This is a genomic window from Piscinibacterium candidicorallinum (genome assembly GCF_047549485.1).
In the GTDB taxonomy this organism is placed as follows: Bacteria; Pseudomonadota; Gammaproteobacteria; order Burkholderiales; family Burkholderiaceae_C; genus Piscinibacterium; species Piscinibacterium candidicorallinum.
The window spans coordinates 1,595,230-1,620,348 of record NZ_CP180191.1 but is presented as its reverse complement, the minus strand read 5'-3'; the positions used below and the strand labels follow the sequence as shown (position 1 = coordinate 1,620,348).

General features: G+C 63.8%; 24 protein-coding genes and 1 tRNA gene. 11 read left to right on the top strand and 14 right to left on the bottom strand.

The features are described from left to right. Window positions 1-6 precede the first annotated feature (6 nt). From ACMDW7_RS07290 to ACMDW7_RS07240, 11 genes are all read left to right on the top strand, one after another. A complete protein-coding gene (locus ACMDW7_RS07290; RefSeq protein WP_377301947.1) occupies window positions 7-990 on the top strand; it encodes an HpcH/HpaI aldolase/citrate lyase family protein in 984 nt (327 codons plus the stop codon). Next, complete coding sequence (prpB, locus tag ACMDW7_RS07285) at window positions 987-1,877, top strand: methylisocitrate lyase (RefSeq protein ID WP_377301949.1); 891 nt, start codon at window positions 987-989, stop codon at window positions 1,875-1,877. Before ACMDW7_RS07290 ends, prpB begins: the two co-directional genes overlap by 4 nt. 119 nt (window positions 1,878-1,996) lie before the next feature. Further along, window positions 1,997-2,356, top strand: a complete 360-nt coding sequence (locus ACMDW7_RS07280; protein WP_377301951.1) for a VOC family protein — start codon at window positions 1,997-1,999, stop codon at window positions 2,354-2,356. A 163-nt stretch (window positions 2,357-2,519) separates the two neighbouring features. After that, window positions 2,520-3,689, top strand: a complete 1,170-nt coding sequence (gene prpC, locus ACMDW7_RS07275) for a 2-methylcitrate synthase (RefSeq protein ID WP_377301953.1) — start codon at window positions 2,520-2,522, stop codon at window positions 3,687-3,689. A gap of 94 nt (window positions 3,690-3,783) precedes the next feature. Beyond that, window positions 3,784-4,290, top strand: coding sequence for a hypothetical protein (locus ACMDW7_RS07270; RefSeq protein ID WP_377301955.1), 507 nt, complete (start codon window positions 3,784-3,786; stop codon window positions 4,288-4,290). Window positions 4,291-4,369: 79 nt separating this feature from the next. After that, a complete protein-coding gene (locus ACMDW7_RS07265; protein WP_377301957.1) occupies window positions 4,370-5,821 on the top strand; it encodes a bifunctional 2-methylcitrate dehydratase/aconitate hydratase in 1,452 nt (483 codons plus the stop codon). Between the two features lie 42 nt (window positions 5,822-5,863). After that, window positions 5,864-6,157: a hypothetical protein gene (locus tag ACMDW7_RS07260; RefSeq protein WP_377301959.1), complete on the top strand. Its 294-nt coding sequence runs from the start codon at window positions 5,864-5,866 to the stop codon at window positions 6,155-6,157. A 65-nt stretch (window positions 6,158-6,222) separates the two neighbouring features. Next, window positions 6,223-8,910: an aconitate hydratase AcnA gene (gene acnA, locus ACMDW7_RS07255; RefSeq protein ID WP_377301961.1), complete on the top strand. Its 2,688-nt coding sequence runs from the start codon at window positions 6,223-6,225 to the stop codon at window positions 8,908-8,910. Between the two features lie 34 nt (window positions 8,911-8,944). Next, window positions 8,945-9,463, top strand: a complete 519-nt coding sequence (locus tag ACMDW7_RS07250; RefSeq protein WP_377301963.1) for a hypothetical protein — start codon at window positions 8,945-8,947, stop codon at window positions 9,461-9,463. A 110-nt stretch (window positions 9,464-9,573) separates the two neighbouring features. Next, window positions 9,574-9,999: a putative toxin-antitoxin system toxin component, PIN family gene (locus tag ACMDW7_RS07245; RefSeq protein WP_377301965.1), complete on the top strand. Its 426-nt coding sequence runs from the start codon at window positions 9,574-9,576 to the stop codon at window positions 9,997-9,999. A 229-nt stretch (window positions 10,000-10,228) separates the two neighbouring features. Then, window positions 10,229-10,921 (top strand): Bax inhibitor-1/YccA family protein, encoded by a 693-nt coding sequence (locus ACMDW7_RS07240; RefSeq protein WP_377301967.1) that lies wholly within the window; start codon window positions 10,229-10,231, stop codon window positions 10,919-10,921. Between the two features lie 168 nt (window positions 10,922-11,089). Here the strand turns inward: ACMDW7_RS07240 and ACMDW7_RS07235 are convergent, their stop codons facing one another. The 14 genes from ACMDW7_RS07235 to rpmI form a co-directional block, all read right to left on the bottom strand. Beyond that, a complete protein-coding gene (locus ACMDW7_RS07235) occupies window positions 11,090-13,693 on the bottom strand; it encodes a PKD domain-containing protein (RefSeq protein ID WP_414859633.1) in 2,604 nt (867 codons plus the stop codon). Window positions 13,694-13,976: 283 nt separating this feature from the next. Further along, the gene (rlmD, locus tag ACMDW7_RS07230) at window positions 13,977-15,359 is read right to left on the bottom strand and encodes a 23S rRNA (uracil(1939)-C(5))-methyltransferase RlmD (protein WP_377301971.1); all 1,383 of its coding nucleotides are present in this window, start codon (window positions 15,357-15,359) and stop codon (window positions 13,977-13,979) included. After that, a complete protein-coding gene (locus tag ACMDW7_RS07225) occupies window positions 15,356-16,138 on the bottom strand; it encodes a 3'-5' exonuclease (RefSeq protein ID WP_377301973.1) in 783 nt (260 codons plus the stop codon). The genes rlmD and ACMDW7_RS07225 overlap by 4 nt, the downstream gene beginning before the upstream one ends. Before the next feature lie 59 nt (window positions 16,139-16,197). Continuing rightward, window positions 16,198-17,292: an RNA polymerase sigma factor RpoS gene (rpoS, locus tag ACMDW7_RS07220; protein ID WP_377301975.1), complete on the bottom strand. Its 1,095-nt coding sequence runs from the start codon at window positions 17,290-17,292 to the stop codon at window positions 16,198-16,200. Beyond that, window positions 17,289-18,272, bottom strand: coding sequence for a peptidoglycan DD-metalloendopeptidase family protein (locus ACMDW7_RS07215; protein ID WP_377302571.1), 984 nt, complete (start codon window positions 18,270-18,272; stop codon window positions 17,289-17,291). The genes rpoS and ACMDW7_RS07215 overlap by 4 nt, the downstream gene beginning before the upstream one ends. Before the next feature lie 94 nt (window positions 18,273-18,366). Continuing rightward, window positions 18,367-19,098, bottom strand: coding sequence for a protein-L-isoaspartate(D-aspartate) O-methyltransferase (locus ACMDW7_RS07210; protein ID WP_377301977.1), 732 nt, complete (start codon window positions 19,096-19,098; stop codon window positions 18,367-18,369). Then, complete coding sequence (gene surE, locus ACMDW7_RS07205) at window positions 19,095-19,850, bottom strand: 5'/3'-nucleotidase SurE (RefSeq protein WP_377301979.1); 756 nt, start codon at window positions 19,848-19,850, stop codon at window positions 19,095-19,097. The genes ACMDW7_RS07210 and surE overlap by 4 nt, the downstream gene beginning before the upstream one ends. Window positions 19,851-19,946: 96 nt before the next feature. Then, window positions 19,947-20,023, bottom strand: a tRNA-Pro gene (locus ACMDW7_RS07200). 49 nt (window positions 20,024-20,072) lie between these two features. Continuing rightward, entirely contained in the window at window positions 20,073-20,528 is a 456-nt protein-coding gene (locus tag ACMDW7_RS07195; RefSeq protein ID WP_377301981.1) for a MerR family transcriptional regulator, read from the bottom strand. Between the two features lie 23 nt (window positions 20,529-20,551). Next, window positions 20,552-20,914 (bottom strand): integration host factor subunit alpha, encoded by a 363-nt coding sequence (locus ACMDW7_RS07190; protein WP_054124076.1) that lies wholly within the window; start codon window positions 20,912-20,914, stop codon window positions 20,552-20,554. A gap of 28 nt (window positions 20,915-20,942) precedes the next feature. Beyond that, window positions 20,943-23,345: a phenylalanine--tRNA ligase subunit beta gene (pheT, locus tag ACMDW7_RS07185; protein WP_377301983.1), complete on the bottom strand. Its 2,403-nt coding sequence runs from the start codon at window positions 23,343-23,345 to the stop codon at window positions 20,943-20,945. Between the two features lie 33 nt (window positions 23,346-23,378). After that, window positions 23,379-24,401, bottom strand: coding sequence for a phenylalanine--tRNA ligase subunit alpha (pheS, locus tag ACMDW7_RS07180; RefSeq protein ID WP_377301985.1), 1,023 nt, complete (start codon window positions 24,399-24,401; stop codon window positions 23,379-23,381). A 101-nt stretch (window positions 24,402-24,502) separates the two neighbouring features. Further along, window positions 24,503-24,862 carry a 50S ribosomal protein L20 gene (gene rplT / locus ACMDW7_RS07175; RefSeq protein WP_377301987.1) on the bottom strand — a complete coding sequence of 120 codons (360 nt, stop codon included), beginning with the start codon at window positions 24,860-24,862 and terminating at the stop codon, window positions 24,503-24,505. Window positions 24,863-24,902: 40 nt separating this feature from the next. After that, window positions 24,903-25,100, bottom strand: coding sequence for a 50S ribosomal protein L35 (rpmI, locus tag ACMDW7_RS07170; protein WP_054124072.1), 198 nt, complete (start codon window positions 25,098-25,100; stop codon window positions 24,903-24,905). Between the last annotated feature and the right edge of the window lie 19 nt (window positions 25,101-25,119).

Here is a 25,119-nt window from a genome sequence, read left to right as displayed (position 1 = left end):
CTGACCATGCACCCCAGCGCCGCTCTGTTTGCAGGTGAGAAGCCGCCGGTGATCCTGCCGGCCTGCGATCACTATGCGGGCAATCTGCGCTTTGCGCAGAAGGCGCTGGCGCTGCAGAACGAGATGGGCCCGCTCTTCGACATCACGCTCGACCTCGAAGACGGTGCCGCCGTGGGCGAGGAAGCCGAATTGGCCGCGGCCTTCGGCCAGCTCGCTGCCTGCGCCGAAAATCTGCACGGTCGGGTGGGTCTGCGCGTACATGCGCCGCACCATCCGCACTTTATTGACGACCTGCGCATCGCCCTGCCGGCTGCGCAGGGCCGTCTGGCCTTCGTCATGGTGCCCAAGGTCGGCAGCGCCAATGACGTTGCCAATGCGGCAGAGGCTATCGAGCGTATCAGCGCCGAATCCGCCCTGCCCGCCCCTGCGGTTCACGTGCTGATCGAGACGCATGGCGCGCTGCGCGAGGTGTTCCGCATCGCCGCACACCCGAAGGTGGAGAGCCTGTCGCTGGGTCTGATGGACTTCGTGTCCGCCCACCACGGTGCCATTCCCGCCGCAGCCATGCGCTCGCCCGGGCAGTTCGACCACCCGCTCGTGGTGCGCGCCAAGGCCGAGATTGCCGCCGCCTGCCATGCCTACGGCAAGGTGCCGAGCCACAACGTGACCACCGAGTTCCGCGACCCCGCCGTGGTAGCTGGCGACGCCCAGCGCGCCCGCAATGACTTCGGCTACCTACGCATGTGGAGCATCCACCCCGACCAGATCCGCCCGATCGTCCGAGCCTTCGCGCCCCTGGCCTCCGAGGTGAATGACGCCGGCGAGATCCTGCACGCGGCCCAGGCTGCGCAGTGGGGGCCGATCGAACACAAAGGCCGCCTGCATGACCGGGCGAGCTACCGATATTTCTGGACCGTCCTGCAGCGCGCCGCCCGAGCCGGGTTGGCGCTGCCCGAACAGGCGCGGCCACTGATGGAGACCGCTGCATGAGCACCTTCGCTAGCCCCGGCGCGCAGTTCCGCGCCGCCCTCAAGGAAGAACAGCCGCTGCAGGTCATCGGCGCCATCAACGCCAACCACGCCCTGCTGGCCAAGCGCGCCGGTTACCGCGCCATCTACCTGTCGGGCGGCGGCGTGGCCGCAGGCTCGCTGGGCATGCCGGACCTGGGCATCAACAACCTTGATGACGTGCTCACGGACGTGCGCCGCATCACGGACGTGTGCGACCTGCCGCTGATGGTGGACATCGACACCGGCTTCGGCCCCTCGGCCTTCAACATTGCGCGCACGGTCAAGAGCCTGATCAAGTTTGGCGCCGCGGCTTGCCATATCGAAGACCAGGTGGGCGCCAAGCGCTGCGGCCATCGCCCCGGCAAGGAAATCGTCACCCAGCAGGAAATGGCCGACCGCGTGAAGGCGGCGGCCGACGCCAAGACGGACGCAAACTTTTTCCTGATCGCCCGCACGGATGCCATCCAGATGGAAGGCGTGGACGCTGCGATCGAGCGTGCGATTGCCTGCGTGGAAGCCGGTGCCGACGGCATCTTTGCTGAAGCCGCCTACGACCTGCCGACCTACAAGAAGTTTGTGGACGCCGTGAAGGTGCCCGTGCTGGCCAACATCACCGAGTTCGGCAAGACCCCGCTGTTCACGGTGGATGAGCTGCGCTCAACCGGCGTGGGGATGGTGCTCTATCCGCTGTCCGCGTTCCGCGCCATGAACAAGGCCGCCGAGGCGGTCTACACCGCGATTCGCCGCGACGGCCACCAGAAGAACGTGATCGACCTCATGCAGACGCGCGACGAGCTGTATGAGCGCATCAATTACCACGCCTTCGAGCAGCATCTGGATTCGCTGTTCGCGGGCAAGAAGAACTGATTCTCTGATCCGGATTTCATTCGACCCGAGCAGCCAAACGTCCATTTCATGCGCCTCTTCAGGCCAAAGTGCTTGAAGAACCGCATGGGACAAGCGGAGCGCTTTTCCAGAATCAACCAATGATCATCGGCCTGGACCACGTGCAGATCTCCATTCCCGCCGGACGGCTGGATGAGGCCCTGCGCTTCTACGCCGACACGCTCGGGTTCGTGCGCGTACCCAAGCCCGCGGAGCTCTCGCCCAGCGGCGCCTGGCTCACGGGCGGCACGCTGAACCTGCACCTGGGGGAAGAAGCGCGCTTCGCCACCGATGGCCGCGCGCACCCGGCGCTCACGGTGGCCGATGCGCGTGCGCTGATCGAACGCTGCGCCGCCGCCGGCTACAGCCACCGCTGGGACGACGGCCCCGCCGGCTATCTGCGCGGCTCGGTCTTCGACCCCTTCGGCAACCGTGTGGAACTGATGCAGAAGTTGACTTGATTCATTGACCTAGATCCAGCATTGATGCGGCTTTCCAGACCAAAATGCCTGAAGAGCCGCACCAGACAAGCGGAAAGCCTCTGAGAAGGCACCGCCGCAGAACGACAGACCCACGCTTCACGCGACAAGAACGACGCCCCAAAGAACGACAAGGAGCCCCAAGATGACCCAAGCCGAACAGACCGCCGCAGCGCCAACTGGCCCCAAGCCCAAGAAGTCCGTCGCCCTGTCCGGCGTCACGGCCGGCAACACGGCGCTGTGCACGGTCGGCCGTACCGGCAATGACCTGCACTACCGCGGCTACGACATCCTCGATGTGGCCGAGAAGTGCGAGTTCGAGGAGATCGCCCACCTGCTGGTGCACGGCAAGCTGCCCACGCAGGCCGAACTGACGGCCTACAAGGCCAAGCTCAAGAGCCTGCGCGGCCTGCCCGCCAACGTGAAGGCTGCGCTGGAATGGCTGCCCGCCTCCAGCCATCCGATGGACGTGATGCGCACCGGCGTGTCCGCACTGGGCTGCAACCTGCCCGAGAAGGACGACCACAACCACCCCGGCGCGCGCGACATTGCAGACAAGCTCATGGCCTGCCTGGGTTCCATGCTGCTGTACTGGTACCACTATGCCGTCAACGGCAAGCGCATCGACGTCGAAACCGATGACGACTCCATCGGCGGCCATTTCCTGCACCTGCTGCATGGCAAGGCACCCAGCAAGCTGTGGGTCGATGCCATGCACACCTCGCTGGTGCTGTATGCCGAGCACGAGTTCAACGCCAGCACCTTCACCGCCCGCGTGATCGCCGGCACCGGCAGCGACATGTACAGCGCCATCACCGGCGCCATCGGCGCGCTGCGCGGGCCCAAGCACGGCGGTGCCAACGAAGTCGCCTTCGAGATCCAGAAGCGCTACGACAGCCCGGACGATGCCGAGAAAGACATTGTTGCCCGTGTGGCCAACAAGGAAGTCGTCATCGGCTTCGGCCACCCGGTCTACACGGTCTCCGACCCGCGCAACAAGGTCATCAAGGAAGTGGCCAAACGGTTGTCGAAGGATCAATCCAACATGAAAATGTTCGACATCGCCGAACGGCTCGAATCGGTGATGTGGCGTGAAAAGAAAATGTTTCCAAATTTGGATTGGTTCAGTGCGGTGTCCTATCACATGATGGGCGTGCCCACCGCCATGTTCACGCCTCTGTTTGTCATCGCGCGAACCAGCGGTTGGAGCGCACACATCATCGAACAGCGCATCGACAACAAGATCATCCGCCCGAGTGCCAACTACATCGGGCCGGAAGACCTCAAGTTCGTACCCATCGAGAAGCGCAAGTGATCAGGGGCCAGAAGCTGCAGTTCGAGCTGACCGCGCGGCATGCCGCCGGGCTGGTGTGTGCGTTCGTCATTCACGCTCATTGAGGAGTTCATCCATGAAGACCCAGATCGCCGCCCTCGTCCTCGCCGCTGTCGTGCTGCCAGCCTGCGCACAGACCCAACCTGCCAAGCCGGCACCCGCGCCAGCTGCCCAGCCCGCACCTGCAGCGGCGCCAGCACCGGCTGCAGCGCCTGCGCCTGCCGGCGGTCAACCTGCAGCGCCGGGCGGCAACGTTGCTACTGACATCCGCCAGGAAGCCGCCGGTGCCCGCGCCGTGAACGAGGCCATCGCATGGAGCGGCCGCCCGATCGTGGGCGAGTTCGACTGCGAGCTCAAGCGCAAGGTGGTCGTGGCACAGGTCAACGATGACACCATCGACCTGGCCTGGAACAACCGCCGCTACCAGCTCCAGCAGGTGGCCACCAGCACGGGTGCCGTGCGCTTTGAAGACAAGACCAGTGGCTTGGTGTGGATCCAGATCCCTGCCAAGAGCATGCTGATGGACAGCAAGGCCGGCCGCCAGCTGGCCAACGAGTGCAAGCGCACGAGCGCCGCGCGCTGATTTGACGCCTGCAGCCCGACCCAGGGGCGGGCTGCAGGCTGTTCACGTATTGCCCCCTGAAGAACCGAGAAGAGAACCCATGTCCGCCCACATCTCCAACGTACGCCCCAAACCTGACCGTGTGCTCGTCGACATCGTCGACTATGTGCTCAAGTACAAGGTCACCAGCAAGCTGGCGATGGAGACTGCGCGCAACTGCCTGATCGACACCCTGGGTTGCGGCCTCGAGGCCCTCTCCTACCCCGCCTGCACCAAGCTGATGGGCCCGATCGTGCCGGGCACGGTCGTCCCCAACGGCGCCAAGGTGCCGGGCACGCAGTTCCAGCTCGACCCCGTGCAGGCCGCCTTCAACATCGGCGCCATGATCCGCTGGCTGGACTTCAACGACACCTGGCTGGCTGCGGAGTGGGGCCATCCTTCGGACAACCTGGGCGGCATTCTGGCCACCGCCGACTGGCTGTCCCGCACCAACATCGCCGCCGGCAAGAAGCCGCTGACCATGAAGGACGTGCTCGTCGCCATGGTCAAGGCGCACGAGATCCAGGGCTGCATGGCGCTGGAGAACAGCTTCAACCGCGTGGGCATCGACCACGTGATCCTGGTGAAGCTGGCTTCGACTGCCGTAGTCGGCCAGATGATCGGCCTGAACCGCGAGGAGCTGATCAATGCGGTCTCGCTGGCCTTTGTTGACGGCCAGGCCATGCGCACCTATCGCCACGCCCCCAACACCGGCAGCCGCAAGAGCTGGGCTGCGGGCGACGCCACCAGCCGCGCCGTCCGCCTGGCGCTGATCGCCAAGACTGGCGAGATGGGCTACCCCAGCGTGCTGACCGCCAAGACCTGGGGCTTCTACGACGTGCTCTTTAAGGGCAATGAGTTCAAGTTCCAGCGCCCCTACGGCAGCTACGTGATGGAGAACGTGCTGTTCAAGATCAGCTTCCCGGCCGAGTTCCACAGCCAGACCGCCGTGGAGTGCGCCATGGACATCCACGCCCAGCTCAAGAAGGCAGGCAAGTCCGTGGAAGACATCAAGAAGATCACGATCCGCACGCACGAGGCCTGCATCCGGATCATCGACAAGAAGGGGCCGCTGAACAACCCGGCCGACCGCGACCACTGCATCCAGTACATGGTGGCTGTGCCCATCATCTACGGCCGTCTGACCGCCGAGGACTACGAGGACAAGATCGCGAAGGATCCGCGCATCGACAAGCTGCGCGACAAGATCGTCTGTGTCGAGGACAAGCAGTTCACCAAGGACTACCACGATCCCGAGAAGCGCTCGATCGCCAACGCCCTCACCGTCGAGTTCAACGACGGCAAGAAGCTCAAGGAGATCGTCTGCGAATACCCGATCGGCCACAAGCGTCGCCGCAAGGAAGGCATTCCGGTCCTGGTCGAGAAGTTCAAGACCAACCTCGCGCGCCGCTTCCCCACCAAGCAGCAGGACGCGATTCTTGCCGTTTCGCTGGACCAGAAGAAGCTCGAAGCCATGTCGGTGAACGAGTACATGGACCTGTACGTCATCTGAGGACGTCGGCCTCTATCAACCTGTTTCTGAGGGAGAAACATCATGTGGAAGTGGATTGCTGTTGCAGTGGCCGTTGTCGGCCTGTTCCTGTTCATCCTCGTCAAGAGCGGCGACAAGGTCGAACTGCCGACCTCCGAGCACGCCGCAGAGCACAAGGACGACAAGAAGGGTGAAGCAAAGCCTGCTGCTGTGCCCGCAGCCACCCCGGCTGCGGCACCCGCTGCGCCTGCGGCCACGGATGCAGCCAAGCCGGCTGAGGCCGCGCCTGCTTCTGCACCCGCTGCCGCCCCGGCAACCCCCGCAGCTGCGCCAGCTGCTCCCGCAGAAAAGAAGTAAGTCGTTCGCGCAGCCTTCGGGCTGCGCATTTATTCGAGCACTGAGAACCGAGTACGGAGTTTTCGATGAGTCATAACCTGTTCAACACCCGCCAGAGCTTCACCGCGGGCGGCAAGACGGGCACCTACTACAGCCTGCCCGAGCTGGCCAAGAGCTTCCCTAACGTCAGCAAGCTGCCTGTATCCATCCGCATCGTGCTGGAAGCCGTGCTGCGCAACTGCGACGGCAAGAAGGTGGCCGAGGAACACATCAAGCAGCTGGCCAACTGGCAGCCGACCGCCGAGCGCGTCGACGAGATCCCCTTCGTGGTGGCCCGTGTCGTGCTGCAGGACTTCACCGGCGTACCCCTGCTGGCCGATCTCGCTGCCATGCGCAACGTGGCCGACAAGATGGGCAAGAACCCCAAGACCATCGAGCCGCTGGTGCCGGTGGATCTCGTGGTGGACCACTCGGTCATGATCGACCACTTCGGCACGCCCGATGCACTGCGCAAAAACATGGAACTGGAGTTCCAGCGCAACACCGAGCGCTACCAATTCATGAAGTGGGGCATGCAGGCCTTCGATACTTTCGGCGTCGTGCCCCCGGGCATCGGCATCGTGCACCAGGTGAACCTGGAGTATCTCTTCAAGGGCCTGCAGTCCAAGGGTGACACCTACTACCCCGACACCCTCGTCGGTACTGACAGCCACACCACGATGATCAACGGCGTGGGCGTGGTCGGCTGGGGCGTGGGCGGCATCGAAGCCGAAGCCGGCATGCTCGGCCAGCCCGTGTATTTCCTCACCCCGGATGTCGTCGGTGTGGAACTCAAGGGCAAGCTCAATGAGGGCGTAACCGCCACTGACCTGGTGCTGACCGTGACCCAGATGCTGCGCAAGCATAAGGTGGTGGGCAAGTTCGTCGAGTTCTTCGGCGAAGGTGCCGCGTCGCTGTCCGTGGTGGACCGCGCCACGATCGCCAACATGGCTCCGGAGTACGGCGCCACGATGGGCTTCTTCCCGGTGGACGACAAGACCGTCGACTACATGAAGAAGACCGGTCGCACCGACGAACAGTGCGCACAGTTCGAGGCCTACTTCAAGGCCCAGGGTCTGTTCGGCATGCCCAAGGCCGGCGACTGCATGTACAGCTCTTCGCTGACCCTCGACCTGGCCACCATCGTGCCCTCGCTGGCTGGCCCCAAGCGCCCGCAGGACCGCATCGAGCTGCCCTCGATGAAGAGCACCTTCAACAGCCTCTTCTCTGCCCCCGTGGCCGAGAACGGCTTCGGCCAGCCAGCTGACAAGCTCAACACGCGGTTTGCCACCGGCAACGGCGACACGACCATCGGCAACGGCGACGTGCTGATCGCCGCCATCACCTCCTGCACCAACACCTCCAACCCCGGCGTGATGCTGGCCGCGGGCGTGCTGGCTAAGAAGGCCGTCGAAAAGGGCCTGAAGGTTGCTCCGCACATCAAGACCAGCCTGGGCCCGGGCTCGCGCGTGGTGGAGGACTACCTCGCCAAGAGCGGCCTGCAGCCCTACCTGGACAAGCTGGGCTTCAACGTGGCGGCCTTCGGCTGCACGACCTGCATCGGCAATGCCGGTGACCTGGCCCCGGAGATCAACGAGACCATCACCAAGAACGATCTAGTTTGCGCGGCCGTGCTGTCAGGCAACCGCAACTTCGAAGCGCGCATCCACCCGAACCTCAAGGCCAACTTCCTGGCCAGCCCGCCGCTGGTGGTGGCATTCGCCATCGCCGGCAAGGCCAATCTGGACCTGACCACCGAGCCGCTGGGCACCGGCAGTGACGGCAAGCCCGTATTCCTCAAGGACGTGTGGCCCAGCAGCGAGGAGATCAACGCGGTCATGCCCTTTGCACAGGATCCGCAGGTCTTCAAGCGCCTGTACGCCGACTTCACCAAGGACCACGATCTGTGGAACAACGTACCGGCACCGAGCGGTCAGGTCTACACCTGGCCTGAGTCCACCTACATCGCCCGCCCGCCCTTCTTTGACGAGTTCGCGATGCAGCCCTCGGCAGTGGCCGCCATCACCGGCGCCAAGCCGCTGCTGATCCTTGGTGACTCCGTCACGACCGACCACATTTCGCCCGCAGGGTCCTTTAAGGAGACCACGCCGGCCGGCAAGTGGCTCAATGGCAAGGGCGTGCAGAAGGTCGACTTCAACAGCTACGGCAGCCGCCGCGGCAACCATGACATCATGATCCGCGGCACCTTCGCCAACGTGCGCGTGAAGAACCTGATGCTGCCGCCCAAGGCGGACGGCACGCGCGTCGAAGGTGGCTTCACCCTCCTCGACGGCCAGCAGACCACGGTGTACGAGGCTGCGATGGAGTACATCAAGCGCGGCACGCCCACCATCGTCATCGGTGGTGAGGAGTACGGCACCGGCTCAAGCCGCGACTGGGCCGCCAAGGGCACGCAACTGCTGGGCGTAAAGGTCGTGGTGGCGCGCAGCTTCGAGCGCATCCACCGCAGCAACCTGGTCGGCATGGGCGTCCTGCCCCTGCAGTTCAAGGCCGGAGAAAGCGCAGAAAGCCTGGGCCTGAACGCCACCGACACGTTTGACGTGATCGGGGACGTGTCCAAGCCGCAGTCCGACATGACGCTCGTGGTGACGCGCGCCGATGGCAGCCAGCTGAACGTGGCTGTGAAGTCCCGGATCGATACCCCGATCGAGGTGGACTACTACAAGCACGGCGGCATCCTGCCCTTCGTGCTGCGTCAACTGCTGGCCGCCTGATCGGCAGCCAGCCGGCATCGCAAGGACACAAAGCATGAGCGAGACACCGATCACCGACACCGACTTGGCGCGCGAGTCGCGCCGCAACGGGGTGGTGCTCATCCTCGCCGGGCTCGTCTTTGCGGTGCTGTGCTACCACTGGGCACGCATCGTCGGCGTGCCCGCCCCCATTCCCCCGGCAGCGCAATCAGTGGCAGCGCAGATGATGGAGCCGCCCCCACCGCTGCCGATGGCCCCTGGCGCGCCGCCGCCCACCGTCATGGTGCGCTACAGCGCCGGCGCGGCCGAGCCGCTGCCGGTGTCCCTGTCGGGGCTGTCAGCGGTGATCGCCTATGTGCGCTCGCATCCGGACGCGAAGATCGTGCTGCAGACGCCCTCGCTTGAAGGGCTGGACGAGAAGCGCGCGGCGCTGCTGCGCGAGCGGCTCGTCACCGAGGTGGGTCTTGCACCCGAGACCTTCATCAGCGAGGCGGTAGGTTCAGGTGATGCGCCGATGTTGCCTGCAAGCACGCGCGACTGGGTCGCCGTGCAAGTGCGTCCGCCGCAGCGCTGATGTCGGGCGCCGCTGCGCCAAGCGCTGCCTGCCTTAGCGGCGCAGCTGCAGCGTCCGATCCAGTGCCTGGTCAGCCGGCGGCCCCCGCCCTGGCTCATGCAGCAAAGGTGGTGCTCGACACCAATGCCGTGCTGGATCTATTCGTCTTCCGCGACCCCGCCGCGCTGGCCCTGCTGCGCGCGCTGCAGGCCGGGGCGCTGCGCTGGATCGTGACACCGCATCTGCTCGAGGAACTGCGCCGCGTGCTGGAGTACCCCGCGGTGCAAGCACGGGCGCCACGCGGCAGTGACACATCAGCCTGGGTCCACGCGCGCATGAACGAAGCGCTTGAACTGGCAACAATGCACGCCGGCGAGATCCACCCTTGCCCCGTCCGCTGCCTGGACGCCGATGACCAGCCCTTCCTGGACTTGGCCTTCACCCTCGCCTGCCCGCTGGTCTCCAAGGACAGGCGCGTGCGTCAGGCCGCGCGCCGCGGCCGGCTGATCTGCGTCGCCACGGGTGACGAGCTCCTCGCACTGCACACAGCACGCTGAGCTGCGCCGCTTGAGTCGGCTCCCGCCGGGCTGCGGAAGCGCTCTCCAGTTCGCGCGCCGTGCACACGCAAGTAGCTGATTTCATAGGGAAAACCCCGCCCAAAACCCCATGTGCGTCCGGGGTTTGGCTTGAAACTTTGCGCCACAATCCCCACTCACATGCTCGGGTTAAAGGAAGCGCCGTTCGGCGCCGCAACCGGGCCCAGATCTCATTGAGGAGTGGAAGTCCATGGCTGAAGTTCAAACCATTGGCAGCTACGGTCAAACGACCCTGTCTGCCGAGCAACGCAACAAGGTGCTTCGCAACACCTACGCGCTGCTCGCCGTCTCGCTGGTCCCGACGATCGCCGGCGCCTGGCTGGCCATGGCGATGGGGCTGGACAAGACGATGCTCAAGAGCCCAATCCTGTCGCTGATCGTTTTCATGGCAGGCGCGTTCGGCTTCATGTTTGCCATCGAGAAGAACAAGAACAGCGGCATGGGTGTCGTCCTGCTGCTCGCCTTCACCTTCTTCATGGGCGTGATGCTCTCGCGCCTGGTGGGCATCGTGCTGGGCATGAACAACGGCGCGAGTCTGATCATGAGCGCTCTCGGTGGCACGGCGGTGATCTTCGCTGTGATGGCCACGCTGGGCACGATCATCAAGAAGGATCTGTCCGGCATGGGCAAGTTCCTGATGGTGGGCGCGCTGGTGGTGATGGTGGGCGCGATCATCGGCATCGTGTTCCAGCTGCCGGCCCTGATGCTGGCGCTGACCGTGATGATTCTGGGCATCAGCTCCCTGCTCATGCTGTGGAACATCAACCGGATCGTGATGGGTGGCGAGACCAACTACATCACGGCGACGATGGCCCTGTACCTGGACATCTACAACGTGTTCTCCAGCCTGCTGGCGCTGTTCGGTATCGGCAATCAGGAGTAAGGCTGCGGGCGCTGCAAGCGCCGGGCTGCAAGAAAGAGGGTCGCGCAAGCGACCCTTTTTCATTCATATTCGGCTGCGCTTCCTGAATCAGTGTATCTCGCGAAGATCGGCTTCCAACAAGCGGAAAGCCGACCTTAACCAAGAGGCGATAACTCTATTTCGGCCGTTCTAGCGCACCACTAGGTGATAGGTCACACCGGCCGCGCTCTCTTGATCGGAGCCGACCTGTCCAAGCAGCACGTGGCGGCCAGCCGCACTGAGCCAGGCACTGAGCGCGTAGCTCTGATTGCCGCCGATCAGCGGCATCGGCAAGCTGCCGCCGGGCAGCATCAGCGGGCCGGTGAAGCGTAGGTATTCCGCTCCTAGACTGCTGCCAGTGATGGCCACCACAAGCGCTTCCTCCTGCGCGCCGTTGTGCGAGAAGCTCCGCAGGGCAAAGACGTTGGACAGTCGACCCGCGTATCGGAGGTCCGAGGTACGGAAGTAGGTGCCGACAGAGGTCATGACCAGATCCTGACTGTCGGTCAGCCCGATGGGCACATCCATGCTGTAGTCCCCGTGGTAGGGTGAATCGGTTGCACGCACCGGGTTGAAGGTCGTGGGGTTGAACTCAAGCAGGTCCAGATCCGAGGGTGAGATACCCATGGACATCGTGATGGTGCGGCTGAAGCGGTCTGCGTATACGCCATATTGCGTGCCGTAGAACCGGCCATTGCCGTAGCCTGTGGATGTGGTAGGTACGCGCACGCCAGTGAGGCCATCAAAGACGTTCCATGGCGAGTCAACCCACTGACCGCCGGCCTGCCCCATGACGATCACCTTGGCGTCGTTGGTCACGAACACCTCGGTCTGCTCGCCACTGGTGCTAAAGCTGCGCAGCAGCACCGCGCGGTCGACATCGATGAAGCTGACGACGCCGTTATGAAGCACGGCGGCGTAGCGTCCGTTGGGGCTGACGCCGAGGCGACGGGCCGAATCGGGAAGCAGCACCGCGCGCTGGTTCCCGGTGAACGCGTCGACCACCCGCAACGTGCTCGGGTTGGTGCTGGTCGCCAGGAAGCGGTCGCTGGCGCGGTTGTACTGCGCGTGCTCCGGCTTGAAGTTCAAGCTCACGCTGCTGGCGATCTGTGCCAGCGCGCGCACCGTGAGGTAACCGACAGCCGAGTACTGACCGTCACTGACCGTGACCGCCAGCACGTAGGTGCCGGGCAGATCCGGCGTAAAGCTGACCTGCGCAGTCTGCACAGCGCCGATCGCCGCCGAAGAACCTGACGGCCGGGCGTCGAGCGTCCAGGCATAGGTCAGGGCTGCGCCCTCCGGATCGAAGCTCAAAGCCGCCGAGGCGCTCACTGCGGTACCGACGAGCTCGCTGATGTTGGCGCGATCGATGACCGCGACCGGCGCGCCGCCCCCGACGGTCAGCGTCAGCGTGGTCTCGGAAAATGCGTTCTGAGGATCCGTGGCACGCAGGCGGAACACGTAGGTGCCCTCGCGGTCCGCGGTGAAGCGAACCACTGGATCGGTGCTGGAGCTCAGCGTCGCAGAGCTGTTGGCCGGGCGGATATCGACGGTCCAGGCGTAGGTCAATGCGTCACCATCGGCGTCCCGGCTGGTTGTCGCCCGCAGGGTGAGCTCCGTGCCTAGAGGCAGGCGTACGCCGGGTGCGGCGGCTAGGGCCTGCGGCGTGGCGTTCGAGGTCAGGGCCGCGACGGGCCGGCGGTTGTTGGCCGTAACCGTCACGACATGGGTCGAACTGGCGCCCAGCGGGTCCGTCACGGTCAAGGTCACGACATAGGTGCCAAGCACATCCGGCGAGAACGAGACGGCCTGCCCTGAGCTGGCCGACAGGGCCGCAGTGCTGCCCGCCGGCCGGCTGGTGAGCGTCCAACTCCGCGTGAGCGTCTGCGCGCTGTCGGGATCGGTGCTGTTGGCGCTGTTCAACAAGACGTCGTAGCCCGTCGAGGTCACGATGCTGCTGCGGCCGCCATCAGCCACGACCGGGCTGATGGTGGCGCCCACCACTGCGGCTGGGGGCCGGTTGTTGACTTCGAAGGTGTAGACAGTGATCGAGCTTGCACCACGCGCGTCCTGCATGGTGACCTGCACACGGTAGGTGCCCAGTACGTCGGGTACCAGACGCCTGCTCTGAGCCGCGACGTCGACCAGACTCGCAGCGCTGCCCGCCGGACGCTGCGTGAGCGCCCACTGGATGGAGACTGCATCCCCATCGGGGTCACGAGCCACCGAACCATCAAGCACGATGCTCGCACCCAGAGTGATGGACTGGGGCGGCGCGTTTGTCGTGCTTGGCGTGAACGAAGGCGTGATCAGCAGCGCGCTGTTGGGCGAGCGGTTATCCACGCGCACGGTCACCGAGGCCGTGCTTGCACCACCCTTGCTGTCGGTGGCACGTACCTGAATGGTGTAGTCGCCCATCGCATCCGGGCGAAAATCGATCACTGCCCCGGTGCTGGCCGAAAGCGCGGCGATACTACCCGCAGGCCGTGCTTCGACCGACCACTGATAAGTGATCGTGTCGCCATCCGGGTCGGTGCTGCTGCCCGCATCAAGTCGCACCAGGCCACCGAGTGTCGCACTCACCATCTGCCCGCCGGTCGACATCCGTACATCGCCGCTAGCCAGCCACACAACTTGCGGTGGCTTGTTCGCTACCGGCGCCGGTGCCGTCGTTCCACCCCCGCCTCCACCGCCGCATGCGACGAGAAGCCCCATGACGCCTACAAGCGCCAGCCTTTGAATGGTCTTGATCACTGCACTCCCTTTGCGCTGTGTGAATTCGAATCAACGCAGTGGCAGCGGGCTCAATCGTTATCAGTGTCAGTGGTTACCCGCACCTTGCGCGCGGGCGATGCTATCAATCCAAGACCTCCGCCTGAAGGCGAAGACTCCCTCGAAGAGGGGATGACCGACGGCAGTGTGTCCAAGGGAAAAGGCCATTTTCGGCCGAAAGGCGTGCAGTGATAACGAGCCCGAGGTGACCGACAGTCCAGTGGAAAGGCTGCAAGCTCAGCAAAATTCAGCTCTTTTCGGCCGGCTAAGGCTCGAAAACCGCCATGCTTTCGACATGGCTCGTGTGCGGGAACATATTGATCACGCCCGCGGACTTCAGGCGCCAGCCACCTTCGTGCACCAGCACGGCGGCATCCCGTGCCAGCGTAGCCGGATTGCAGCTCACGTAAACGATGCGCTGCGGCCGCTCAACGGGGCTGAGGGCGGCGGCGGCGCGGGCCAGCGCCAGCGCACCCTCGCGCGGCGGGTCCACCAGCCAGCGGTCGAATTTGCCCCAGGTTTGCACTTCCTCAGTCGTCACCTCGAACAGGTTGCGTGCTGCAAAGCTCGTCTTGGCCGCAATGCCGTTTGCCTGGGCGTTGGCCAGCGCGCGATCCACCAGCGTCTGGCTGCCTTCAATGCCGTGCACCTGCGCCGCCAGCGTGGCCAGCGGCAAGGTGAAGTTGCCCAGGCCGCAGAAAAGGTCCAGCACGCGGTCATTGCGCTGCACGTCCAGCAATCGGGTGGCGCGGTCCACCAGCACGCGGTTGATCTGGTGGTTCACCTGGGTGAAGTCCGTGGCCTTGAAAGGCATACGGATGCCGAACTCCGGCAGCAGGTAATGCAGGTCGCCAGCCCTGGCAGGGTCGCGCGGATGGATGGAATCCGGCCCCTTGGGCTGCAGCCAGAAGAGCACGCCATGCGCGTCCTCGAAGGCTGCCAGGCGCGCGTGGTCGGCCGCGGTCGGCGCTTCCAGCACGCGCAGGACCATGATCGTGTCGCTCTGCCCCACCGCCAGTTCGATCTGCGGCATGCGGTCCCGGATCGACAGACCGGCGATCAGCTCGCGCAGTGGCACCAGCAACGCAGCCACGTGCGGCGGCAGGATGTGGCATTCGGTCATGTCTGCGACATAGCTGGAGGCCCGCTCGTGAAAACCGACTAGCACCCCGCCCTTCTTCTCCACATAGCGCACCGACAGCCGCGCCCGGTAGCGGTAGCCCCAGGCCGGGCCGGCAATGGGCGGCAGCACCTGCGCGGGCTTCAGCTTGCCTACATGCCACAGGCAGTCTTCAAGCGCGCGCTGCTTGATGGCCACCTGCGCCAGCGGCTCCACATGCTGCATGGAGCAGCCGCCGCAGGTGCCGAAGTGCTTGCAGCGCGGCGTGACGCGCAGCGGGCTCTCGTGCAGCACCTCGGTCAGTTCGGCCACGGCAAAACTGGGCTTCTCACGTACGACTTCTGCACGCACGCGTTCGCCAGGCAGAGCCCCGCGCACAAACACCACCTTGCCCTTCTCTGGCAGCACGCCCGTTTCCGGGTGCGGTTCGGGCGCGCGGTGCGCCACGCCCTGCGCTTCGAGATCGATCGACTCGATCGTCAGTTCATCAAAGCGCGGCTGCAGATTCGGATTGCGATTGCGCCTCATGCGGTAGGGCTCCACGCATCCAGATACTGCGCCCAGTGCTCGCCGGGCAGATCGATCAGTGTGTCGTGCACAAGCTGCTCTTCGGCCTCATAAGCCTCGCGGCTCATGGCACCGCGCAGCACCTGATGACGCGCGTAGAGCAGATAGGTGTTCATCACGTCGGTTTCGCAGTAGGCACGGATCTCGGCCAGGCGCCCCTCGCGCCACATGGGCAGCACCTGTGAGCCGTCCACACCGAGCTTGCCGGGCAGGCCGCAGAGCTTGGCCAGTTCATCCAGCGGTGCATTGGCACGGCCCGTGAACATGCCGAGATAGTCCATCAGGTCCAGGTGCCGCATGTGATAGCGGCTGAGATAGTTGTTCCACTTGAAGTCGCGATCCTCGTCGCCGTTCTCCCAGTAGCGGGTACTGGGCACAAGGTGCTTCATGGCGCGGTAGTGCAGGCAGGGCAGATCGAAGCCGCCGCCGTTCCAGCTCACGAGCTGCGGCGTGTAGTGATCGATGAGCTTGAAGAAGTCCGCAATCAGGCGTGCCTCGTCGGTGCGCTCATCGCCCAGGCAGCGCACCTGGATGCCCTTGTCGCTGCGGAACACGCAGCCGATTGCGATGATCTTGTGCAAGTGATGCGGCAGGAAGGTCGTGCCCTTGGCGGCCTGACGCTCAGCCAGCACGGCATCCACGAGCGCCGTGTCGCCCAGCTGGTCGAGATCGCTGCGGATGGCGCGCAGGCCCTCGGCATCGGGGATGGTTTCGAGATCAAAGACGAGCGTGGGGGTCACCGCAGGGCTCCCGGACGGAAACCCGGCATTATCCCAGCGATGGCGCCGGGACGCGGTGCCTAGAGCAGGTTGTCGCGCGTCACGCCGCTGGCCGCCAGCACACGTTTCAGGCGCATGAGGGCCTCCTGCTGGATCTGCCGCACGCGCTCACGGGTCAGTTCCATCTCGTCGGCGATGTCTTCAAGCGTGGCCGGCTCCAGCCCATGCAGGCCGAAGCGCCGTTCAATCACGCGGCGCTGGCGCACGTTGAGCCGATGCAGCCACTCATCGATCAGACGCTCACGCTCCGAGGTATCCATCACCTCATCCGGCGTTGCCCCTTCGGACTGCATGACGTCCTGCATCGTAGACGTCGGGTCGTCCGCCAAGGGCGTATCCAGGGAGATGGCGTCGGCGCCGAGTTGCAGCAGCGCAGCGACTTCCTTGGGCGATGACCCAAGCTGCTCTGCAATGCTCGCGTCACTGACTTGCGCCGCGGGGTCTGCTCCGCTGCCCTGCGCGCGCTCGAGTTTTCCCTTTGCGCGGAGCACCTGAGTCAGGTCCCGCAGGACGTGAATTGGCAAGCGCACCGTGCGCGACTGCATCATGATCGCGCGCTCCACGGCCTGCCGGATCCACCAGGTGGCGTAGGTGGAAAAGCGAAAGCCACGATCCGGATCGAACTTCTCGATGGCGTGGATGAGGCCGAGGTTGCCTTCTTCGATCAGATCGAGCAGCGCGACACCGCGGTCCTGGTAGCGCTTGGCGATCGACACGACCAAACGCAGGTTGTGCTCGATCAGCTTCTGGCGCGCGCTGAAGTCGCCAGCCCGCAGCGCGCGGGCATAACGGCCTTCTTCTTCTGCCGTCAAAAGCGGCTTGGCGCCGATGTCGTTGAGGTACTTGTCGATCGTGGCGCCACCGGCGACCTCCTCGGCCTTGAGCAGCCGACGCCGATCGGCGCGCGGGGCGGGCACTGACGGGCTGGTTTCGCCCTCGTCTGCAGAAGCCTCGGCGACCAGTGCATCGGGGTCAAGTTCGTCGTCGGCTTCATCGAACTCTTGCGCATCGAGCGCGCCATCGAATTCGGCTTCGATGGTCAGGGCCTGCAACAGGGCGGCATCCGGGTCATCGACCGCAGATTGAGTGTTCATGCTGCCGCCCGTCTCGTTCATGGCTTGTCCGGTAGCAACTTGGCAGGATCCACCGGGCGGCCCTGCCGGCGGATCTCGAAGTGCAGCTTGACCCGATCAGCGTCCGACGACCCCATCTCTGCGATCTTCTGGCCCTTCTTGACGCGCTGGCCTTCCTTCACCACGAGCGCCTGATTGTGTGCATACGCGGTAAGGTACGTGGCGTTGTGCTTCACGATGATCAAGTTGCCGTAACCGCGCAGACCGCTGCCCGCATAAACAACCTGGCCGTCTGCGGCGGCAAACACCGGATCACCCGCCTTGCCGGCGATGTCCACACCCTTGTTCTTGACGTCGTTGAACGCCTCGACCACGACCCCCTTGGCGGGCCAGGCAAATGCGACTTCATCCTCCCCGCCAGCGGCAGGCGCAGGCTCCGGGGCGGCCGGGCGCGCGCTTGAGGTCGCGGCAGGCGCCGGGCTAGCAGCCGCGACGGCGGCCGCAGGCGTTGAGGCAACGCCGGAGCCATTGGTCGCGGGTACCGCAGCAGGTGCGGGCGCACTGGGCGCGGTCGGCGAGGTCGCTGCACGCGGTTCCACGGTGCCCATACGCACAGGGGAAGTCTGGGCGACGGAACCCCCTTCAGGCGGCAATACGCGCAAAGTCTGTCCAACCTCAATGCGGTTGGGATCGTCCAGATTGTTCCAGGCAGCTATATCACGCCAGGCCTGCCCCATTTCGAGTGCAATCTTGAACAGGGTGTCACCACGCTGCACGACATAGGTGGGCGAGCGAGGATCCGCCGGTACTCGGTTGACGGCCACCGGCGTAGGTGCGGCAGCTGCAGTCGCCGCGGGAGCAGGCAGCGGTGCGGCCTGAGCCGGTTTGGCGCCAGACCCGGACGAGCGATCAACGATCGGAGCGGGCGTCTTGCTAGCGCAAGCCGTCAATGCGAGGAGTGCGAGCACGACACATGCCCGACCCGTCATTCCAAAACGCGCTTCCGTCTCTGCTGCTGCCATCATTGTCTGGTTGTGTTGTTGAAGTTCTGCGGGTGGCAGCTCTGCTTCAGTTCTGCAGCCCGCGAACGTTTGAGCGTAGCAAACTTGGGTTGCTTCATGTCACGCCGCCGAGCAGAGGCACATAGTTGGCAGGCCCGGCGTCCGAGTGACTGACACGACCTTCGGAATTTTTTCGCACCACGACCAGTACCTGCCCGGCGGCACGCTGCACCGGCATCGCGAGTACGCCGCCAGGCGCGAGTTGATCGACAAGCGCTGGCGGAACATCCATGCCGGCGGCTGCCAGCACGATCGCATCGAACACACCCGCCGTTCGTGCACCAAGCATGCCATCGCCATATACGAGGCGCACGTTTTGAACGCCGGCGGCGGCGAGATTGCGTCCCGCCTGCTCGGACAGGGCAGCAATGCGCTCGATGCTCGTCACCCGCTCGCAAAGCTGGGCCATGACTGCCGCCTGGTAGCCGCAACCAGACCCGACCTCGAGCCAGTGCCGCTGACCGGCCCCGAGCGTCAGCGCGAGCTCCATCATGCGCGCTACGGACCAGGGGTGCGAGATGGTCTGGCGATGGCCGATCGGCAACGCATCGTCGTCATACGCCCGCGAGGCCAGCGCCGGGTCGACGAAACGGTGGCGTTCCACGCGCTCCATTGCCGCGAGTACCGCTTCGGCGCGGATGCCCCGCAAGCGCAGGCGCTCGCACATTCGCTGACGTTGACGGTCAGACACCATGCCCAGACCGTCGGAGCGGCGCGTCGGCTCGACGATCGAGCTCGCAAATCCCTGCGGCCGCACGACGCCGCGCGAACGCCCCGAATGGCTCATTCGCGGCCCGATCTGGTCGTCAGGCGCGATCGCAATTCGTCCAAGGCGTCGGTTCGGGTCAGGTCCACGTGCAAGGGAGTCACCGAGGTATAGCCAGCAGCAACCGCAGCAAAGTCTGTGCCCTCGTCGGCTTCACGAACCTTGCCCGGCGGACCAATCCAGTACATCGGCCGACCTTGCGGGTCCTGGACGGGCAGGACGGGTTCAGCGGCGTGTCGGCGCCCCAACCGAACGACCTTCAATCCGCGATGCTGGCTTGCCGGCAGTGCGGGGAAGTTGACATTCAGCAGCTCGTGTCGGCGTTCACCGGTAAACCAGCTATCGACGAACGCGGCTGCAGAGTCCGCCGCAGCGTCAAGATGCGGCCAGCCACGCGCGGCGAGCGAGAACGCGATCGCCGGCAGGCCCATGAGGTAAGCCTCCATCGCCGCAGCCACGGTGCCTGAATACAGGGTGTCATCACCCATGTTCTCGCCATTGTTGATGCCGGAAACGACTAAGTCGGGTTGCATCGGCACTAGGCAGTTCAGCGCGATGTGGACGCAATCAGCTGGCGTGCCATTGAGCTGCCAGCGCTTGGGCGCCACCTCCGTCGCGTAGAGAGGGCGGTCAAGCGTCAGCGCATTGGACACCCCACTCCGGTTGCTGTCCGGCGCTGCGATCCAGACCTCGTGCTGACGCGAGAGAGCTTCGCCCAACCGCACAATGCCGGGCGCACTGAAGCCGTCGTCGTTCGCCAGCAGAATTCGCATGCTCAATCCAGAAACAAGAAAGCCCGCCGCGGATCACCGGGCGGGCTTCTGAGTTGCCACTCGTGCCATCCCCAGATGGGAGGACGATCGAATCATTGGTCGGGGTGGCGGGATTCGAACTCGCGACCCCTTGCACCCCATGCAAGTGCGCTACCAGGCTGCGCTACACCCCGAACACTTCATAGTTTAACACGACGAGCGAACTGCCCCTCGCTGCGCGAGTCAGCCCTGCTCTGAATCGAGCACGCGAAGTATCTCCTCGAGCTCTCGGCGCACCTCGGATGCGCGCGTGATCCGGCCTTCAGAGCGGGGAGAAGCAGCAATGCGCGGGTTTTGCCGTGCCGAATTAGGCACAGGTACACGCGCCAGTTCGGGTACCGGCTCAGAGAACTGAGCGGACGCTGGCGTGGGCTCGGACTCGAGGCGATTTCGCGCCCCGGATATGGTAAAGCCGTGCTCGTACAGCAGCTCACGAATGCGGCGCACCAGCAGCACCTCGTGGTGCTGGTAATAGCGGCGGTTACCACGACGCTTCAAGGGACGAAGCTGCGTGAATTCCTGCTCCCAGTAGCGCAGAACGTGTGGCTTGACCTGCGTCAGTTCGCTGACCTCACCGATCGTGAAGTAGCGCTTGGCCGGAATAGGCGGAAGTACGGAAGATGCAGTAATGCGGGACATCGAAGGGGCCGCAGACTCGCGGCTCAGTGATCCAGCAGGTCATCGAAATGACGGGCGGCTTCGAAATCTCCGTCCACCATCAACTTAAGTTTCTGGCTGGCGTGAAAGGTGACCACGCGTCTGGCCGTGATGGGAATGGCCTCGCCGGTCTTCGGGTTGCGACCTGGGCGCTGCGGCTTGTCACGCAGGTTGAAGTTGCCGAAGCCCGACAACTTCACCCCCTTGCCCACCGCCAGCGATTCACGGATCTGCCCGAAGAACATCTCCACCATGTCCTTTGCTTCACGCTTGTTGAGGCCGACGCGCTCGAAAAGCATCTCCGCCAACTCAGCTTTCGTGAGGGTCAATCCACCCTCGGGGACCTCCTCGCGAAGTTCTTCCCACATATCGAGATACGGCAATCAGAATGCTGGGTCAGCGGCGCAGTTCGGCTCCAACAGAACCAAGCGCTCGCAACACAACTTGTTGAATTTGTTCAATTTTTTGCTCGTCGAGCGTCGAGCCAGTATCTTGCAACCACAGACGCAGTGCAAGGCTCTTTTGCCCATCTTGCAATCCTTTGCCGCTGTATACGTCAAAGAGTTGCCAGCGCCGCACAACGCCCGAAATCTCAGGGCTCCGTGCAACCTGCTCAAGGACGGCGCCGATCCGCGCCATCGGCGTCGCTTCTGTCACCACAATCGCAAGATCCCGCGTTACGGCAGGCGTACGCGGAAAGTCTTCGAACACCGGCACTTGCGCGACAAGCCAGGGTTCAAGTTCGCACTCCATGAGGATCGGCGCGCTGGGCAGGTCGTATTGCTGAACCCAGCGCGGATGCAATTCGCCGATGAAACCCACAGTGCGACCTTCGTGAAGAACCCGTGCGCAACGGCCGGGATGCAACGCTGGATGCTCGGCTGCCTCAAAACCCAGCGTGATTCGAGGAACCAAAGCCTCCAGGTCGCCCTTGACATCAAAGAAGTCGACTGCTCTTGAGGGCTTGCTGCCCCACTGCTCCGGCTGCGCCAGACCGCTGGCGATGGCGGCGAAGTGCATGGGCTGACGGATCCCCTGCACGCTCAGCGGACCGTCGGACGCAGCGGCATCGCGTATGAACACCTTGCCGACTTCAAACATCCGCACGTCGCTCTCGCGGTGCCGTGCGTTGTGAGTGAAGTTCGCGACCAGCCCACCGATCAGCGATGTCCGCATCACCGCCATATCCGATGCGATCGGGTTCAGGACCTTTATCGGCTCACCCGCAGTGCCAAAGTCGCGCTCCCAGCCTGCGTCCACGAAGGAGTAATTCACTGCTTCGACGTAGCCCAGCCGCGAAAGCGCTGCGCGAATTGTGTGCGGCGTGCGGCGCGTCTGCGAGTGGCTGCGCATCGTTGCTCGGGCCAGTGGCGCACGAGCGGGCAGATTGTCATAACCCCAGATGCGAGCGACCTCCTCGATCAAGTCCTCCTCGATCTCAAGATCAAATCGATACGGCGGGGGCGTGACGACGAAGCTGTCCTGTTCTCGCGTTGCATCCAAACCCAGCCTGCGGAAGATGTCACCCATCTCTGAAGCGTCAATGCTGGCACCAATCACTTGCTGACATCGGGCCACACGCATGCGAACCGCCGGCCGGTGGGGGAGGCCGAGTACGACGTCCGTCACTGGGCCAGCCTGCCCGCCACAAATCTGGAGAACCAGCGAGGTGATGTATTCAATGTGTTCGACGGTCGTGGATGCGTCCACGCCGCGCTCGAAGCGATGCCCTGCATCCGTCGAAAATCCAAAGCGACGTGCCCGTCCGCGGATCGCATCTGGCCACCAGAAAGCCGCTTCGATGTAGATGTTCCGCGTGGAATCACCAACGGCTGTCGAGTCCCCGCCCATGATGCCCGCCAGGGACTCGACGGCACTTTCGTCCGCGATGACGCCAACGGCTTCGTCGAGCGCGACAGTATTGCCGTTGAGAAGCTTCAAGGTCTCGCCCTTGCGCGCCCACCTCACCGTCAAGCCGCCGTGAATACGATCAAGATCGAAGATATGGGATGGGCGCCCCAACTCCAGCATCACGTAGTTTGAGATATCAACCAATGCAGACACGCTGCGCTGACCAGCTCGCTCGAGCCTCCGGCGCATCCACATCGGAGTAGCTGCGTTCGGGTTCACGTCACGAACGATTCGACCAGAGAAGCGACCACAGAGGTCTGGTGCGTCAACGCGCACTTGTAGTACATCAGAGATGGCCGGCGCCACCACCCTGATCTCCGGCCAGTTGATCCTAAGCTTGTTGATCGCAGCAACCTCGCGCGCGATACCTGCGATCGACAGGCAATCCGCCTTGTTCGGCGTGAGCTTGAGCGTGAGCACCTTCTCATCGAGTGACAAGGCAGATCTCAAGTCATCCCCCACGTTCAGGTCGCTGGGTAGGTCAAGCAATCCGCCACCGTCTTCGGACAGACCAAGCTCCTTGGCGGAGCAAAGCATCCCTTCGCTGTCCACGCCACGCATCTTTGCTTGCTTGATCGAAAAGTCGCCTGGCAAGACTGCACCGACCACGGCGCACGGGGCGAGCATTCCGGAGCGGACATTCGGCGCACCGCAAACAATCTGCAGCGGCGCCTCGCCGCCCAAATCAACTTTGCACACCGACAGCTTGTCCGCGTTGGGATGCTTACTCACTTCGAGTACCCGGGCGACACGAACACCACTGAACGCTGGTGCAACCGGCGAAATCTCTTCAACTTCGGCACCCGACATCGTCAGCTGATGGGCAAGCGCGTCGGTGCTGATCGCCGGATCAACCATGCTGCGAAGCCAGGACTCTGGAACTCTCATGCTGATTCTTCTCTATGTCTTCTGTTTCGGAGTTCAGCGAGCGAACTGGCGCAAGAAGCGCAGGTCGTTCTCGTAGAACAGACGCAGGTCACTCACGCCGTGGCGAAGCATCGCGAGCCGTTCGATGCCGGATCCGAAAGCAAAGCCGATCGTCTTTTCGGGATCCAGGCCGAAGTTGCGCACGACTTGCGGGTGAACTTGACCCGAGCCCGCAACCTCCAGCCACCGACCGGCCAAAGCACCTTCCTCGAACATCACGTCCACCTCGGCCGACGGCTCCGTGAACGGAAAATAGCTGGGACGGAATCTCACGTTGAGGCGGTCGGTCTCGAAGTACTGAACCAGAAACTGCGAGAACACACTCTTAAGGTCGGCCAGAGAGATGCCTTCATCCATCCAAAGGCCCTCGAACTGGTGGAACATCGGCGAGTGCGTGGCATCGCTGTCCACCCGATAGGTCTTGCCGGGGCAGATCACGCGCACCGGCCCCCTGTGAGCTTGTGCGTAGCGGACCTGCATGGGGCTGGTGTGAGGACGCAAGCAGAGCAAGCGACCTTCGCTGTCTCGCGCGTCGACGTAGAAAGTGTCTTGCATGGAACGCGCCGGATGGTTCTCAGGGTTATTGAGCGCGGTGAAGCTATACCAATCCGTTTCGATCTCGGGACCGTCGGCCACATCAAATCCGATCGATGCAAAGATCTCTTCAATGCGCATCCAGGTCTGCGTGACCGGATGCAGACCTCCCTGATGGCGCGTGCGGCCCGGCAAGCTCACGTCCAGTCGCTGCGCGGCGAGCCGGGCATTGAGGTCCGCTTCGTCCAATTCAGAGCGGCGCGTGGCCAACGCAGCCTCGATCGCCTGCTTGGCAACGTTGATGCGCGCACCCTGCTCCTTCTTGGCGTCGACATCAAGTGCGGCGAGCGCCTTCATGCGTTCGGTGATCAGCCCTTGCTTGCCAAGAAAGCGCGCCTTGGCATCTTCCAGATCAGGTGCCGAACTGGCCAAGGCGAAAGCGTCTTTCGCTTGGCTGACAATTTCATCAAGAGATTGCGTCATCGATCACAAATCCGAGATACGGGGCGGCAGCCTGCCGCCCAAAAGAAAAGCGGAGCTCCTTTCGGGAAGCCCCGCTTCACATCGAGCAGATTTCGAACGGCTTACGCTGCGAGCGAGGCTCTCACCTTGTCGACAACGGCCGCAAACGCCGGCTTGTCGTTCACAGCCATGTCGGCCAGCACCTTGCGATCCAGACCGATATTGGCCTTCTTCAATCCGTTCATGAACACGTTGTATGCCATGCCGTGCGAACGCGCCGCAGCATTGATACGTGTGATCCACAGCGCGCGAAACACGCGCTTCTTGTTGCGGCGGTCACGGTAGGCATACTGGCCAGCACGCATCACCGCTTGCTTGGCGATGCGGAATACATTGCCACGACGACCGCGGTAGCCCTTGGCTGCGGCAATAACTCTCTTGTGGCGGGCGCGTGCGGTTACACCACGTTTTACGCGAGGCATCTCTCAGTCCTTTCCAGTCAGATTCGGTTCAAGCCAAGGCTCATGCGTACGGCAGCATGGCGTGCACGTGACCCATGTTGGTCGCATCCACGTTCAGCGTGCCGCGCAGCTGGCGCTTGTTCTTGGTCGTCTTCTTGGTGAGGATGTGGCGCTTGAACGCCTGACCCCGCTTCACGGTACCGCCCGGGCGCACCTTCAAGCGCTTCGCAGCGCTCTTCTTGGTCTTCATCTTTGGCATGTCAACTACCTTTTCGTAG

Bases quoted from the DNA above. Each gene is read 5' to 3' on its own strand.
- ACMDW7_RS07290 (WP_377301947.1), top strand. From the start codon at position 7: ATGCACCCCAGCGCCGCTCTGTTTGCAGGTGAGAAGCCGCCGGTGATC.
- prpB (WP_377301949.1), top strand. From the start codon at position 987: ATGAGCACCTTCGCTAGCCCCGGCGCGCAGTTCCGCGCCGCCCTCAAG.
- ACMDW7_RS07280 (WP_377301951.1), top strand. From the start codon at position 1,997: ATGATCATCGGCCTGGACCACGTGCAGATCTCCATTCCCGCCGGACGG.
- prpC (WP_377301953.1), top strand. From the start codon at position 2,520: ATGACCCAAGCCGAACAGACCGCCGCAGCGCCAACTGGCCCCAAGCCC.
- ACMDW7_RS07270 (WP_377301955.1), top strand. From the start codon at position 3,784: ATGAAGACCCAGATCGCCGCCCTCGTCCTCGCCGCTGTCGTGCTGCCA.
- ACMDW7_RS07265 (WP_377301957.1), top strand. From the start codon at position 4,370: ATGTCCGCCCACATCTCCAACGTACGCCCCAAACCTGACCGTGTGCTC.
- ACMDW7_RS07260 (WP_377301959.1), top strand. From the start codon at position 5,864: ATGTGGAAGTGGATTGCTGTTGCAGTGGCCGTTGTCGGCCTGTTCCTG.
- acnA (WP_377301961.1), top strand. From the start codon at position 6,223: ATGAGTCATAACCTGTTCAACACCCGCCAGAGCTTCACCGCGGGCGGC.
- ACMDW7_RS07250 (WP_377301963.1), top strand. From the start codon at position 8,945: ATGAGCGAGACACCGATCACCGACACCGACTTGGCGCGCGAGTCGCGC.
- ACMDW7_RS07240 (WP_377301967.1), top strand. From the start codon at position 10,229: ATGGCTGAAGTTCAAACCATTGGCAGCTACGGTCAAACGACCCTGTCT.
- rlmD (WP_377301971.1), bottom strand. From the start codon at position 15,359: ATGAGGCGCAATCGCAATCCGAATCTGCAGCCGCGCTTTGATGAACTG.
- rpoS (WP_377301975.1), bottom strand. From the start codon at position 17,292: ATGAACGAGACGGGCGGCAGCATGAACACTCAATCTGCGGTCGATGAC.
- ACMDW7_RS07215 (WP_377302571.1), bottom strand. From the start codon at position 18,272: ATGGCAGCAGCAGAGACGGAAGCGCGTTTTGGAATGACGGGTCGGGCA.
- ACMDW7_RS07210 (WP_377301977.1), bottom strand. From the start codon at position 19,098: ATGAGCCATTCGGGGCGTTCGCGCGGCGTCGTGCGGCCGCAGGGATTT.
- surE (WP_377301979.1), bottom strand. From the start codon at position 19,850: ATGCGAATTCTGCTGGCGAACGACGACGGCTTCAGTGCGCCCGGCATT.
- ACMDW7_RS07195 (WP_377301981.1), bottom strand. From the start codon at position 20,528: ATGTCCCGCATTACTGCATCTTCCGTACTTCCGCCTATTCCGGCCAAG.
- ACMDW7_RS07190 (WP_054124076.1), bottom strand. From the start codon at position 20,914: ATGTGGGAAGAACTTCGCGAGGAGGTCCCCGAGGGTGGATTGACCCTC.
- pheT (WP_377301983.1), bottom strand. From the start codon at position 23,345: ATGAGAGTTCCAGAGTCCTGGCTTCGCAGCATGGTTGATCCGGCGATC.
- pheS (WP_377301985.1), bottom strand. From the start codon at position 24,401: ATGACGCAATCTCTTGATGAAATTGTCAGCCAAGCGAAAGACGCTTTC.
- rplT (WP_377301987.1), bottom strand. From the start codon at position 24,862: ATGCCTCGCGTAAAACGTGGTGTAACCGCACGCGCCCGCCACAAGAGA.
- rpmI (WP_054124072.1), bottom strand. From the start codon at position 25,100: ATGCCAAAGATGAAGACCAAGAAGAGCGCTGCGAAGCGCTTGAAGGTG.